The organism is Rhizobium sp. Leaf453, from assembly GCF_001425605.1.
Taxonomy (GTDB): Bacteria; Pseudomonadota; Alphaproteobacteria; order Rhizobiales; family Rhizobiaceae; genus Pararhizobium.
Map to the genome: position 1 here is coordinate 24,184 of NZ_LMRG01000011.1, position 13,136 is coordinate 37,319.

Consider the following 13,136-nt stretch of genomic DNA (forward strand, 5'->3'; position numbering starts at 1 on the left):
TGCGCTCAGCCGCGAGAGAGCCGATTATCCACTTAAGGCCTACATACAAAACCAGCGAAAGTCTGCTGTTTAGCAGACGGTTGAAGAAGTCCCGGATGGACGTACTGATAAACTCGCCCAATTTCCAAATCTCCCGCAGAGGTTCTTGCCAATCAACGCGGCGACGTTATCGCTGCGGCCTTTCCAAACGGTTTCGATGCCCTCACGCTAATAGATTTGCCGGGCTGCTGCAGACAAGCAGTCTTATTCAGCAACCGTCTTACCTATCAATTCGATAATGTTGGTTCCGGCCCAAGGAAGCATCGCAGTACCCTTCAAATACAATGCCCGGGCGCCGGTGCTAAATCGATGGCCCTTCATCGGTGCGGTCGCTCCGGTTTTAGGATTGACCGCCACAGCTCCTTTCTGCGTTGCGCGCCGCACCAATTTTGCCGTCTGCTTCCAGCGCTTCATGGCATCCTTGTTGCCCGTCATTGCCGACAGCCATGATTCAGAAAGTCCCGCAGACGTCAGTTGGCCAATCTGCAGCACCGAGGCATCAGGATTGAAGCCGAGAAACTTGTAAATTGATCGCGCGGACAGTACCGGAGGAGAGAGCGTGAAAATCAGGACGCTGCATTGTGGTGGGCACAGCCTTTCCTCGTTCACGTAAAACTGCAGCGGTATTCGCGCCCCTTCAACAACAGTGACGAACACGGAACTGTCATCCAAGAGGTCGGAAACCAAAGCACCCACCTCATCGGGCAATACGTGTAGTTGCAATGATAGTTTTGCCATCCATCGTCAGGTGTGAAGTTCGACTCCACGCCTGCCCCATTTCGATATTCTCACAATAGGAAGCGCGGCAACGCCGCCCCCCTCACCCCCGATACCCCGGCGCCTCCCTGTCCAGCACCCGGCGCACGCTCTCCAGATGCATGCGCGCACTTTCCGGGTCGCCCTCGCGCATCTGCCGGGCCGCCGCGGAAGCCACGTCTTCGGACACCGGCAATAGCCGCCGGCCGGTGCTCATGGCCTTCAGCTGCACCTCGGCGGCGCGTTCGAGGTAGTAGAGATCGTCCCAGGCTTCGGCGATGTTCGGCGCGCAGACCATGACGCCGTGGTTGCGCATGAACAGGATGTCCTTGTCGCCCAGCACGGCGGCGATCCGGTCGCCCTCGCGCTCGTCGAGAGCAAGGCCGTTGTAGTTTTCGTCGATGGCGGTGCGGCCGTAGAATTTCAGCGCGGTCTGGCCCGCAAAGACCAGCGGCTCGCCTTCGATCATGGTCAGCGCCGTCGCGTTCGGCATATGGGTGTGAAACGCCGCCCCGACGCGCGGCGACATCCTGTGCAGGCGGGCGTGGATATAGAAGGCCGTCGCCTCCGGCACGCCATCGCCGTCGACGACATTGCCGTCGAAATCGCAGATCAGCAGCGAAGACGCCGTCGCCTCCTGGAAGGCCCAGCCGAGTCGGTTGACGAGAAACAGGTCCGGATGGCCCGGCACCAGCGCCGAGAAATGATTGCAGATGCCCTCTTCCAGCCCGAGCCTTGCGGCCATGCGCAGGCAGGCGGCGAGATCGGCGCGCGCCTCGCGGATTTCCGGCGTGTCGAGCGACACGTTGCGCCGCAGCGGCTCCGTCTTCGAAAGGTTCAGTTCGTGGGCCATCTCGTCATCCGTTCTTCTGTTCCATCCAGCCAGCGGCAGCGAAAATGCCCGGCACCTTGTCCAGCGTCGGCGCGGTTTCGTTCGGCCGATAATCGCCGATCGGTTTGCGGCCGGTGCCGCGATCGATCCAGACCGCGCGGAAACCCAATCGTTCGGCGGCGGTCAGGTCGAGATGCGGGCTGGCACAGATATGCACAAGCTGGTCCATGCCGATACCCAGTTCCTTCCAGGCATGATGAAAGATCTGCGTCGATGGCTTGTAGGCGCCGGCCTGCTCGGCGGTGATCACCCGGTCGATCAGACCGCCCAGTTGCGCGACATTTCCGGCAATGATCGCATCGTCGGTGTTGGAAATGATCGCCAGCCGGAAGCCCACCGCTTTCAGCTGCCCCAGAGCCCCGACGACCTCCGGAAAGGGCGGCATCCTGCCGATCGAGGATGTCAGGATTTCGGCATCCGAATCCTCGAAATCAAGGCCGAACTCCTCCATGGCCAGCGCCAGTGATCGGGCCGAGACCTCCTTGAACGACCGGTGCGGCCGCTCCTGTTCCAGCGCATGCTCGTGCCGGTCATAGACCTTGATGAAGGCATCGCGGTCGATATCGCGCCCCTTCAGCGACAGGATCTTTTCCATCGCGGCAATCAGCCCCTCGTCCCATTGAATGAGGGTTCCATAACAATCGAAGGTCAGCCATATCGGCCGTTTTCCGGGAAGTGTCATATCAATAGTCTCCTCGTTTCCGGCAGATTGACAAATTTTCGGATCATTGAGAAATTAAATAAGATAATTTATCTCATGGGAAAATTGAATGTCCTTCGGTTTCGATCTCGATCTCCTGCGCACCTTCGTCGCCGTGGTGGAATGCGATGGCTTCACCCGCGCGGCCGAGCGTGTCCACCTGACGCAATCGACGGTGAGCCAGCAGGTCAAGAAGCTGGAGACCAATCTGGGCCACACCCTGCTCTTGCGCGACAAGTCCACCGGCGGTGTCCAGACGACGGAGGAAGGCGAGGTCCTGCTGAGCTATGCCCGGAAAATCCTGGCGACAGCGCAGGAGGCCATAGATGCGATGAGCACGCCGCAGGCGCCGAAAACCGTGCGCCTCGGCGTTCCCGAGGATTTCGCCGGGCGGCGGCTGATCGACCTCCTGTCGGGCTTTGCCGCCGCCTCGCCGCATATCCGGCTCGATACGGTGAGCGGCTGGAGCACGGAACTGCGCCGCCTGCTCGATGCCGGCGAGATCGACCTGGCCCTGATCAAGCGCGAGCCGGGCGATGGCGCCTGCCTCGCCAGCTGGAAGGAAGAGCTGGTCTGGGTGGACAGCGCCAGCCGTCCCGTGCGCGACGAGATCGTGCCGCTCGCCGTCTTCCCGGTCGGCTGCATCTACCGCGAGCGGGCCATCCGCGCCATCGAACGCAGCGGCCGCCGCTGGCGGATCGCCTATACCAGCCAAGGCCTGATGGGCGTCCAGGCCGCCGTCGCCTCCGGCCTCGGCATCAGCCTGCTGCCGTCGGACGCCCTCCTGCCCGATCACCGGAAACTCGGCCCCGCCCATGGTTTCGAAGCCCAGAAAGCCTCCGAACTGGCGCTGGTCAAGGGCAAGGCGCGGCTCTCCAACGAGGCCAAATCCCTCGGCGAGTTTCTGGCCGGCAATCTGTAGACCTGACCGGTTAGCGCGCGAAACTTCGAATTGTCACATACCTGTCATCAAACCCTGTTCCTGTGCCGCCAAACTCCGCTCAGCGCCGCGCAAAGGTCGCTGAACGTTCAGATAACGTGGCCAACAGGGATTTGACCGATGATCGACCACCTCGACCGCATCAAGGCGGAAATTGCCGACAGCTTTGACGAAGAGCTGGAAATGCAGATGGAAGAAGACCGCCTCGACGAACTGGTCGCCGAAGGCATGTCCGGCCCGGCCGAACCGTCACTGGAGCGCAAGACCTATTTCCGCGAACTGTTCCGCCTCCAGCATGAACTGGTCCGCCTGCAGGATTGGGTCCAGTACAAGAAGCTCAAGGTCGTGGTCCTGTTCGAAGGCCGCGATTCGGCCGGCAAGGGCGGCGCCATCAAGCGCGTCACCCAGCGCCTCAATCCGCGTGTCTGCCGCACCGTCGCCCTGCCCGCGCCGACCGAGCGCGAAAAGAACCAGTGGTATTTCCAGCGCTACGTGCCGCATCTGCCGACGGCAGGCGAAATGGTGCTGTTCGATCGCTCCTGGTACAACCGCGCCGGCGTCGAGCGCGTCATGGGCTTCTGCACGCCCGATCAGGTGGAAGAATTTTTCCGTGACGTGCCGGAATTCGAGCGCATGCTGGTCCGCTCCGGCATCATCCTGATCAAATACTGGTTCTCGATCACCAACGAGGAGCAGGAATTCCGCTTCCAGATGCGTATCCACGATCCGCTGAAGCAGTGGAAACTCTCACCAATGGACCTCGAAAGCCGCGTCCATTGGGAAGACTATACCAAGGCCAAGGAAGAAATGCTGGCCCGCACCCATATCCCCGAATCTCCCTGGTGGGTCGTCCAGGCCGTCGACAAGAAAAAGGCCCGCCTCAACTGCATCGCCCACCTCCTGGCGCAAATCCCCTACGAGGACGTGCCCAAGCCCGAACTCATCCTCCCCGAACGCGTCCGCCACGACGACTACATCCGCCACCCGGTTCCCCCGGAAATGTACGTGCCGGAAGTGTATTGATAAGGGGTGATGCGAGCCAATCTCCCCATTGCGGGGGAGATGTCGGCGGAGCCGACAGAGGGGGTGATGGCGGCGAATTCCGTAAAGGCACTCATCATGCGTCTCGAACGCTTCCTCAACGTCCATGGCCGCGTCTTCGTGGCATCGCCCATTCCCTGCAAGTCTGGATCACCCGGCCAAGCATGATAGCAGCTTGACTCGTTCAGGCTCTGCCGCAGAGTTTCCGCTATGCTCGACCCGATTGACCCCATCCTTCCACCCGGCGTTGCGGATCGCGTCATCGAGTTGTATGTTAGCGGGCCATTATTCGCTGCGGGCGCCCTATACGCTCTGTACTGGTTTCTTCGGTCTCTTCATTTCCATGCAAAAAACGGCTGGAATTTTTCCGAGGATTTCGGTCCGCTGATCATCGATGAAGCCACGCAAAAACCGGTACGTGGCGTTCAGAAGCTGATCTCTCTCACCGTGTTTATGATCATCTTTGCGGGTTTTGCCGCTCTGATATTTTTCGCGCCGCGCTCGCTCCCCTAGCGACCGACTAATGACGCCACCACCCAGCGGCTCGGCTCGATTTGAATGAGGCACAAACCCTAAGATCGATTTCGCACACCATCCCCTCGCCCTGTCCTCACGGCGTTCTTGAATCTCGAGTTTCAACGAGTTGATGAAACTTTCGCCATTACCGGAAGTTTTTTGAAAAAAGCGAACCCGCCCTCAACGTCTACCGCCGGGATCCTTTCGATCTCTTCGGTTCGCGCCCGACCAGGCTCGTTACCATCGCTTCCTCATTTGGTGCTTCTTGCTGTTTCTCGGCCATGGCGGCTGCCACAACGTCAACAGCCGTGCTCATTGCTTCAGCCACCACGTATTCGGCATGCTCGCCGCCAGCGGTGGTACGGATGACAGCGTTATCGGTGCGCTGATAAACCGCCACGATCTGCGCAACGTTGAACTGAATAGCGCCGCCGTCCTTGTTACGCGTGAACTGGACCAGCTTCACGCCCAGCGAGGAGAGTTTTTCAGCCACATCTTCAGCGGTCTCCGAGACGACAAAGCTGGCGTTTTCGCCGCCGGCCGCAGTCCTGATGACTGTTTGTCCCTTCGTTTCGAATACGGCTACGACGAGGCCGCCGCTGAGCAACAAATCACCCTTACCGTCGGTGCGGACGAGTTTCGCGAACAACATGGAATCCTTTGATGAACGATGGCGGGAGCATGACGCACAAGTTCAATTAGTGTCTGCGACCGGGATGTCAATGCAGGCGAGTAACATCGCTGCCGTCGGCGTGCGCTTGGTAGCCTTCCGCATCGGGGTCGATGAAATCGTCTTTGATTACCGCTGCGCTTTTACAGGATCGCCCTTGTTTCCTGACCGGGAGCGGCATTCAGGACGCTGCCGCAACCACTTCCCCCTTCCGCGCCACCACCGCCAGATACGCCGCCTGCAATTCCGCGAACACCGAACGGTCCGGCATCGGCGTGCCGAGATGCAGCCCCCGCAACTCCACCATGAACGCCTCCCACATCTGCGGCCCGCCGTTTTCCAGCAATTCCGCGCGGATCGACAATTCCTCGGAGGCCGGCGTGTGCCGCCGGCCCCAGGCGCCCATCTGCGCGAGCAGCGGCACGAGCTGGATGGATGGCTCCGTGAGGCTGTAGATGCCCTTTTGCTTGTGGCTGGGATCGTCCGCGCGCGAGAGCATGCCGCTTTCGCTGAGGCGCTTCAGCCGGTCGGCCAGCACGTTTGAGGCTATGCCTTCTTCCGATTGCGTGAGAAGCTCGCGGAAATGCCGGCGATTGCCAAACATCAGGTCGCGAATGACGATCAGGCTCCAGCGGTCGCCGAGCATTTCGAGGGTGAGATTGATCGGGCATCCCGACCGGTGTGCAATATCCATGTTCCGCCCTTCACTAAACTGCTTGCAATATAGGATCGGTTACCCTACAAAACAACCAGTTGCATTCTGAAATCAGTCAGGGAGGATATCATGGCCTTGCAGCTCTTCGCCCATCCCTTCTCGTCCTATTGCCAGAAGGTGCTGACCGCGCTTTACGAAAACGACACGCCGTTCGAATTGCGCATGCTGGGACCGGACACGCCGGATGTCGCCGCCGAATGGTGCAAGCTCTGGCCGATGAAGCGCATGCCGGTGTTGAAGGATGGCGATGAAACCGTGATGGAGGCGACGGTCATCGTCGAATATCTCGGGCTCAACCATCCCGGCTCCGTCCGCTTCCTGCCGTCCGATCCCAGGGCGGCCCTGACGGCGCGGATGATGGACCGCTTCTTCGACAATTACATCATGACGCCGATGCAGAAAGTGGTCTTCAACCAGATCCGTCCGGAAGCGGATCGCGATCCGTATGGCGTCAACGAGGCCAAGGCCATGCTCGACGATGCCTATGCCTGGCTGGACGGTACGATGGCAAACCGGCAATGGGCGGCCGGAGATGTGTTCAGCCTCGCCGATTGCGCCGCCTCTCCCTCGCTGTTTTATGCCGACTGGGTGCATCCGATCCCGGAAACTTTTGCCCATGTCCGCGCCTATCGCGCCCGCCTGCTGGCCCGACCCGCCTTTGCCCGCGCGGTCGACGGAGGTCGTCCCTATCGCCACTTCTTCCCGCTTGGCGCGCCGGATCGCGACTAATCACAATCAAAAATTGAATTCATCAGCAATTATTCCATCATCCGGCAGCCGATATACCCCAAACGGGTGAATCGCCAGTCGTCGAATCACGCTAAGGTCCGCGTGTGAATGCGGCGCGACCTGAGCCACCCCGCCCATCGGCGGCGGGGTGGAGCCGACCATGATGGTTACACTCGCCAGAATGTCGTATCTTGTTGAAAAGACTTTACAATCAATGTGATTGGAAGCCTTGGAAAGCTGTGTGCGGAGCCGCCCGATGTCGAAGAGGGGCCAGATCGTGCCGCATATTGGCCCTAGGTCCAACTATCCAAGGCGGCTCATTTGGTGAACGTTTCGAGGTGGAAAGCGCGCTGATGTCCACAGGCCGATCGTGGACAATGAACCCACAGCCGCTTTGCCTGTCTTGGGTTCTTTGATCGACTTGAAGAGTGAGAGAGTATCATGGCCATCAAGAACGTATTCCCTGATGATATCTGGAACGCTGCGGTGAAGGCCCGGACCAGCGTTTCGGAAGAATATTTCGCCGATCATTCGGCCATCGTGATTGCCCGTGCCATCCTGGCCGAGCGCAACAGATGGGCCGACCTGACGGCACGCGTGGAAAATGAGCCGCCTGTCTTCGCCACATCGGAAATCGCCATTCGATAAGGCACGCATCCGGCGCCAAAAATATCCTGGCCGCAAAGCGCCCGATGGCGCAGCGGCCGGGCCTATCGGCGAAAGCAACTAGCTTGCGGCGGCGCCAAAACGCAACACCACTTCAAAGCCATCCGCCCGGCCTGTTGCCGGGGACAAAACCTCGAATCCGACATTCATCTGCTGCAGCAACCGCTCGGCGATCGACAGGCCGAGCCCGGATCCGGACGCGACCGTGCTGCCACGGCCGAAACGCCGGCGTATCACCGCCATTTCGTCCGCGGATAACGGCACCGCCCCGTTCACGATGCGCACCACGCCCCCCTGCTCAAGACGGATATTCACCGGCTCATCGCGACGACCGTGCAGCAGCGCGTTTTCGATCAGGTTACGCAGCACGATGGCAAAGGCATCCTCGCTATAAGTGCCGACCAGCGCGGCGCCGTCTTCGCGGTGAAGCTGCAGGCGATCCGGCTGTGGCGTACTGCGCTTGAAATCGGTCACCACCAGTTCCAACACCCGCGCAAGATCGACGCTCTCAGCCCCCCCACCGATGCCGGCCTCGGCACGCGCCAGTTGCAGCAGTTTTTCCGTCGTGTGGCGCAGATTAATCAGCGACGCTTCAATCTGCTGTGCCCTCCGTCTGCCGGGACCGTCGAGTTCGGCGATCAGCATCTGGGTCTGCGCTAAGGCACCGGCGATCGGCGTCCGCAGTTCATGGGCGCTGTTGGCGGTGAATTCCCGCTCGGCGTCGAAGGCGGATTGCAATCGCACCAGAAGGTGATTGACCGAGCGGGCGATCGGGCGCAGTTCGCGCGGCAGCATGTCGGATGCGACCGGCGCCATGTTGCCGCCGTCCTTTTCCTCGATCGCCTCGCGCAGGTCATCGACCGGCGCCAGCGTCCGCCGCACGATCTGCCGGATCAGCAGCACGCTGACGGGAATGAGCACGAGCACCGGTAGGAACAGGGCAAGACTGCCCTCGTTCAGCGCCTCTGACCGGTTTTCCAGGGCGTCTGCCACCTGCACGAAAATCTTGTCGCCGGGTGAGGACGCCGTGAAGAACCGATAGGTATCATCGGTAAAGAACCCACGCTTCAGCGGCACGTCAAAGGGCGCTTCGGGCGCGTCATGGGACCGGAACAGCAATTCCCCGCCGGCATTGCGCACCTGATAGACCAGATATTCCTCGCCGGCATCGTCGGTCTGGTCGCGTCGCGGATAGGCTTCACCCTGGCGTCGGTCCATTTCGTCGACAATCAGCGGCACCAGCCGCTCGGCGGTCTCCTGCAGCGAGCCATCGAAAATCTCGCCGAATTCGTCGTGCATGACGGAAACGCCGAGACCGGCGGCAATCAGCCAGAAGGCGGTCGCAGCCCCCGTCAGCCAGAGGATCAGGCGCCGCGTCATGCTCTGCCCGCCGGGCTTTTGCTCCCTCACGCCGGCGCCCCGATCTTGTAGCCGACGCCACGGACGGTGGCGACATGGTCGCGTCCGAGCTTCTTGCGCAGGCGGCTGACATAGACCTCCACCGTATTGCTCTCGATCTCCGACCCGAAAGCGTAGAGCGCCTCCTCGATCTGCGCCTTGGAGATGATCGCGCCCGGCCGGGCGAGCAGCGTATCGAGCACTGCCCATTCGCGGCCCGACAGGCTGACTTCCTCCTCGCCCAAAAACACCCGCCGATCGGCCTGGCTGATCTTCAGATCAGCGAGGCGGATCACCGGCGAAACATTGCCACCAGTGCGGCGGAGCACTGCCAGCATGCGGGCCGAAAGTTCGCCGAGATCGAATGGCTTGACGAGATAATCGTCCGCGCCGCTGTTCAACCCTTCGATCCGGTCGGAAATCTGGTCGTGGGCGGTGAGAATGATAACCGGCGTGGCATTGCCCGAAGCCCGCAGCTCTTTCAGCAGCGCGATGCCGATACCATCGGGAAGCCGCAGATCGAGCAAAATGAGACCATAGCTGACGGCGCGCAGCGATGCGCGGGCATCCTCCAGCGTCGTCATCCAGTCGACGGCATGGTCCTGCGCCGCAACATGATCGCGAACGGCCTCCCCCAATATTTCGTTGTCCTCGACAAGCAGAATGCGCAACCCGCTGGCCCTTTTCCAGTCAGCCTTAACGGCCTGTTATTCCCTCTTTGACCGGCACGGTCAAACGGCTTCGATCCACAGTATCCACGCCCAGCTAGGAAGCCGCCCGGCAGGACGCGATCACATCCAGCGCCGGATCGTAGACCTTGGTGGCGACATTCATCATGCCCAGCACCGTATGGAACAGGTTGTCATGCGACTGCGGCTCGCTCGTTTTGGCGTCCAGACATGCCGCGTTGACACCGGCCTTGGCTTCTTGCCCTTGCCAGAGAATGAAAGGAACATGGGTCTGCTGGGAAGGCGCGATGAAATAGGGCGCACCGTGCAGATAGAGCCCGTGTTCGCCCAGCGATTCGCCATGGTCCGACATATAGATCATCTGACCCGACATCTTGTCCTGCCGCGCCTTCAGCATGTCGATGATCTCCGAGAGGACATGGTCGGTATAGAGGATCGTGTTGTCATAGGCATTGACGATCTCGTCATGCGAGCAGTTGCCCAGTTCCGGCGTCCGGCAATCCGGCGTAAAGCGGCGTAAGGCGTCCGGGTAACGCTGATAGTATCCCGGCCCATGGCTGCCGATCTGGTGAACGACAAGCACGCTGTCACCCTTGACATTATCGAGCCAGGAACCGAGCCGGTCGAGATGCACGGCATCGATGCATTCGTGATTGATGCAGAAGCGCGGGTCGTTGATGTCGGAGAAGGACGTGTAGGCGATATGCGTTGCCAGCCCCTTGCTGCCCGTATTGTTGTCCCACCATTCCGCTTTGATGCCGGCATGGGTCAGGACATCGAGCAGGTTTTCCGTCTCCCTGCCCTTCTGGTGCGTGTAACTGGCATGGGTGTAGATCGAGAACATGCAGGGCAGCGAGACGGCCGTTGCCGTGCCACAACTCGACGTATCGGAGAAATAGCGAACGCCCCGCGCGGCAAGCTTCGGATTGGTCATGCGGCCGTATCCGCCGAGCGAGAAATTCTCAGCGCGCGCCGTTTCACCAGCCACGATGATGGTCACGCGTGGATGTCCGGATGCGGTTGGCGCGACCACATGGGCATCCGTGCCCAGCGGCTGTACGATCAGATCCTTCTCGTCGCCGCTTGCCCGGACATAACGGATGACACTGACGATTGGCGCAACCGGGTTGAGCGTCGCCATCAGATCGCGATGCTCGCGGGTCGTCGCCGCCAGGGTGCGGACATTGGCGAGCCCGACCGCCACGAACACGGCAAGGCACGACAGCACCAGCGTGGTGTTCCACATCAACTTCTGCGGAAACGGCCGGTGCTGAATCCGCACTGCGGCAATCAGCACTGATGGCAGGATTCCGAAAACAGCGACATGCGTGACAAAGCCCGCCGTCAGCAGATGGCCGGCCTCCGAACCCGTTGTTTCGGCAGCATTGCGGATCATGTCGACGTCGATGATGGTGCCGAAATGGTCCATGAAACGGGACGACACCGCCGCAGCCATCACCAGAAAGATGAAGAACGGCTTGGTCAGATACTTCACCGATACCGTGATGCAGACGGCGGAAAACAGCGCCACCAGCCCGATCGCCATCAGCACGACAGCGAAACTCGGAACACCGAGATAATCGATGGCCTTCGCCCAGAAGGTCCGGTTCGTCAGAAAGACGAGATAGACGGCCACGATGACGCTCAACGCGACGCTCCCCATGACGGGGCGAGACAGACGCGCCGGGGCGTTGGAAAGGGTTACGAAGGTCATCAGGCTACTCCAGCGATACATCGGACGGATGGACCCAGCGACAACATCGCCAGCCGATCTCCACGCCTGACATCTGTGATTGTTTTCTGACAGGAACCTGAATGGAGACGCGTGAGGGTTATTGCAGGTAGCAAAGCGCCCTCTGGCCTGCCGGCCATCTCCACAACAAGGGTGGCATGTAAGCCCCTCCCCCTTGTGGGGAGAGGTTGGGGAGGGGTCTTTTCACCACGCAACACCCATGAGGTGGAAATGCGAGGACCGGGAGTTCCACGCGTTCAGCCTGTTGTCAGCTTCGGCAGGCAATCTGCCTTCGACACTGGAGATTCCTGTTTGAAAGCGCGTCGCATTCCCCTTGGCCTTCTGTATGTAGCCGCCCTTGTCGCGGTGATCGTCCTGATCCCGCTCTGCCGCTTTGCCGGCTCCCAGGCATCGACACTGACGCATCGGCAGTCGTCGGCCATGACCCTGCGCCTCGACAATCTGAAGCTCTGAATCGAAGGTAATCGCAAGCTTACCGATCGCTCGTCATCACGTTCTGCCCTGTCAGGAATCGGGTGGCGGCACGCCCGCTTCCCTGCGATTGAAACTCCCGCAACATCGAGAGGAGTTTCAGTCATGACCACATTGTCCACGAAAGTCGCCATCATCACCGGCGCCAGTTCCGGCATCGGCCGCGCGACGGCCAAGCTGTTTGCCCGCGAGGGTGCCCGGCTGGTTCTCTCCGGACGGCGCCGGGCAGCGCTCGACGAACTGGTCGGCGAAATCGAGCAGGAGGGCGGGGAAGCGATCGCCATTGATGGCGACGTCCGCGACGAGGCGCATGCCCGTGCCTTGGTCGATGCCGCCGTCGAAACATTCGGCGGCCTCGACATCGCCTTCAACAATGCCGGCACCACCGGCGAAATGGCGCCGATCGCCGATCTCTCGACGACCGGCTGGCAGGAAACGATCGAGACAAACCTGACCAGCGCCTATTTCGGCGCCAAATATCAGGTTCCTGCCATGGCGGCGCGTGGCGCAGGCTCGCTGATCTTCACCTCCAGCTTCGTCGGCCATACCGCCGGCATGCCGAACACCAGCGCCTATGCCGCCGCCAAGGCTGGCGTGATCGGCTTCACCCAGAGCCTCGCTGCGGAACTGGGCACGAAGGGGATCCGCGTCAACGCCCTGCTGCCCGGCGGCACGGACACGCCGATGAGCTTCACCAATGCACCGGGCGCCGGACCGGAAGTGCTCGCCTTCGTTGAAGGACTGCATGCCTTGAAGCGCATGGCCAAACCGGAGGAAATCGCCCGCTCCGTTCTCTACCTCGCCTCGGACGCCTCGAGCTTCACCACCGGCACCGCCATGCTCGTCGATGGTGGCGTCTCGATCAACCGCACTTGAAAAGCTCAGCAAATCCCCTTAAGCGGGGATGAGATTTGACGCGGCGGGTTCGGCATTTTTACCTCTCCCCCAGTGGGAGAGGAGACAAAATCAATATCTTAGCCAAAGGCTAAGTGTTAGATTTTGTTGGTGAGGGGATCTCAGCCACACGACAAAATCCCCGCCCCCATCAACCCGTGCCATACTCCCCCTCGTCCTGCCATCGGATACACCGGAAAGCGTTGCCGGCGAGGTGGGGCCGGTGCTCCTGATCTGTGTTTGAAACACAGGCACGATCCGGAGGGC

Annotated in this window: 15 protein-coding genes; 7 read left to right on the top strand and 8 right to left on the bottom strand. The window is 60.7% G+C overall.

Translation table 11 applies throughout. The features are described 5' to 3' along the window. Positions 1–243: 243 nt before the first annotated feature. From ASG68_RS13340 to ASG68_RS13350, 3 genes are all read right to left on the bottom strand, one after another. Positions 244–777: a hypothetical protein gene (locus ASG68_RS13340; protein ID WP_062603238.1), complete on the bottom strand. Its 534-nt coding sequence runs from the start codon at positions 775–777 to the stop codon at positions 244–246. Positions 778–859: 82 nt separating this feature from the next. Further along, positions 860–1,648: an aldolase gene (locus ASG68_RS13345; protein WP_062581539.1), complete on the bottom strand. Its 789-nt coding sequence runs from the start codon at positions 1,646–1,648 to the stop codon at positions 860–862. A gap of 4 nt (positions 1,649–1,652) precedes the next feature. Beyond that, the gene (locus ASG68_RS13350; protein ID WP_062581541.1) at positions 1,653–2,369 is read right to left on the bottom strand and encodes a haloacid dehalogenase type II; all 717 of its coding nucleotides are present in this window, start codon (positions 2,367–2,369) and stop codon (positions 1,653–1,655) included. A gap of 88 nt (positions 2,370–2,457) precedes the next feature. Here ASG68_RS13350 and ASG68_RS13355 point away from each other — a divergent pair, with 88 nt between their 5' ends. From ASG68_RS13355 to ASG68_RS13365, 3 genes are all read left to right on the top strand, one after another. Continuing rightward, a complete protein-coding gene (locus tag ASG68_RS13355; RefSeq protein WP_062581542.1) occupies positions 2,458–3,309 on the top strand; it encodes a LysR substrate-binding domain-containing protein in 852 nt (283 codons plus the stop codon). Positions 3,310–3,447: 138 nt separating this feature from the next. Then, entirely contained in the window at positions 3,448–4,350 is a 903-nt protein-coding gene (ppk2, locus tag ASG68_RS13360) for a polyphosphate kinase 2 (protein WP_062581544.1), read from the top strand. 228 nt (positions 4,351–4,578) lie between these two features. Continuing rightward, complete coding sequence (locus ASG68_RS13365) at positions 4,579–4,881, top strand: hypothetical protein (protein ID WP_062581546.1); 303 nt, start codon at positions 4,579–4,581, stop codon at positions 4,879–4,881. A 190-nt stretch (positions 4,882–5,071) separates the two neighbouring features. On the opposite strand, the gene ASG68_RS13370 is transcribed toward ASG68_RS13365, so the two are convergent. Then, positions 5,072–5,533, bottom strand: coding sequence for a hypothetical protein (locus tag ASG68_RS13370; protein ID WP_156373848.1), 462 nt, complete (start codon positions 5,531–5,533; stop codon positions 5,072–5,074). A gap of 202 nt (positions 5,534–5,735) precedes the next feature. Beyond that, positions 5,736–6,248, bottom strand: coding sequence for a winged helix-turn-helix transcriptional regulator (locus ASG68_RS13375; protein ID WP_062581550.1), 513 nt, complete (start codon positions 6,246–6,248; stop codon positions 5,736–5,738). Between the two features lie 90 nt (positions 6,249–6,338). Here ASG68_RS13375 and ASG68_RS13380 point away from each other — a divergent pair, with 90 nt between their 5' ends. Next, positions 6,339–6,998 carry a glutathione S-transferase family protein gene (locus tag ASG68_RS13380; protein WP_062581552.1) on the top strand — a complete coding sequence of 220 codons (660 nt, stop codon included), beginning with the start codon at positions 6,339–6,341 and terminating at the stop codon, positions 6,996–6,998. Positions 6,999–7,439: 441 nt separating this feature from the next. After that, complete coding sequence (locus tag ASG68_RS13385; RefSeq protein ID WP_062581554.1) at positions 7,440–7,646, top strand: hypothetical protein; 207 nt, start codon at positions 7,440–7,442, stop codon at positions 7,644–7,646. Positions 7,647–7,724: 78 nt separating this feature from the next. Here ASG68_RS13385 and ASG68_RS13390 read toward each other — a convergent pair whose 3' ends face one another. From ASG68_RS13390 to ASG68_RS13400, 3 genes are all read right to left on the bottom strand, one after another. Continuing rightward, positions 7,725–9,044 (bottom strand): histidine kinase dimerization/phospho-acceptor domain-containing protein, encoded by a 1,320-nt coding sequence (locus tag ASG68_RS13390; RefSeq protein WP_062581556.1) that lies wholly within the window; start codon positions 9,042–9,044, stop codon positions 7,725–7,727. A gap of 26 nt (positions 9,045–9,070) precedes the next feature. Then, positions 9,071–9,733: a response regulator transcription factor gene (locus ASG68_RS13395; protein WP_062581558.1), complete on the bottom strand. Its 663-nt coding sequence runs from the start codon at positions 9,731–9,733 to the stop codon at positions 9,071–9,073. A gap of 94 nt (positions 9,734–9,827) precedes the next feature. Next, positions 9,828–11,465 (bottom strand): phosphoethanolamine transferase, encoded by a 1,638-nt coding sequence (locus ASG68_RS13400; protein ID WP_062603241.1) that lies wholly within the window; start codon positions 11,463–11,465, stop codon positions 9,828–9,830. Between the two features lie 330 nt (positions 11,466–11,795). On the opposite strand from ASG68_RS13400, the gene ASG68_RS31400 reads away from it, so the two are divergent. Then, positions 11,796–11,957, top strand: coding sequence for a hypothetical protein (locus ASG68_RS31400; RefSeq protein ID WP_156373849.1), 162 nt, complete (start codon positions 11,796–11,798; stop codon positions 11,955–11,957). 123 nt (positions 11,958–12,080) lie between these two features. Continuing rightward, the gene (locus ASG68_RS13405; RefSeq protein ID WP_062581561.1) at positions 12,081–12,851 is read left to right on the top strand and encodes an SDR family oxidoreductase; all 771 of its coding nucleotides are present in this window, start codon (positions 12,081–12,083) and stop codon (positions 12,849–12,851) included. Positions 12,852–13,136 lie beyond the last annotated feature (285 nt).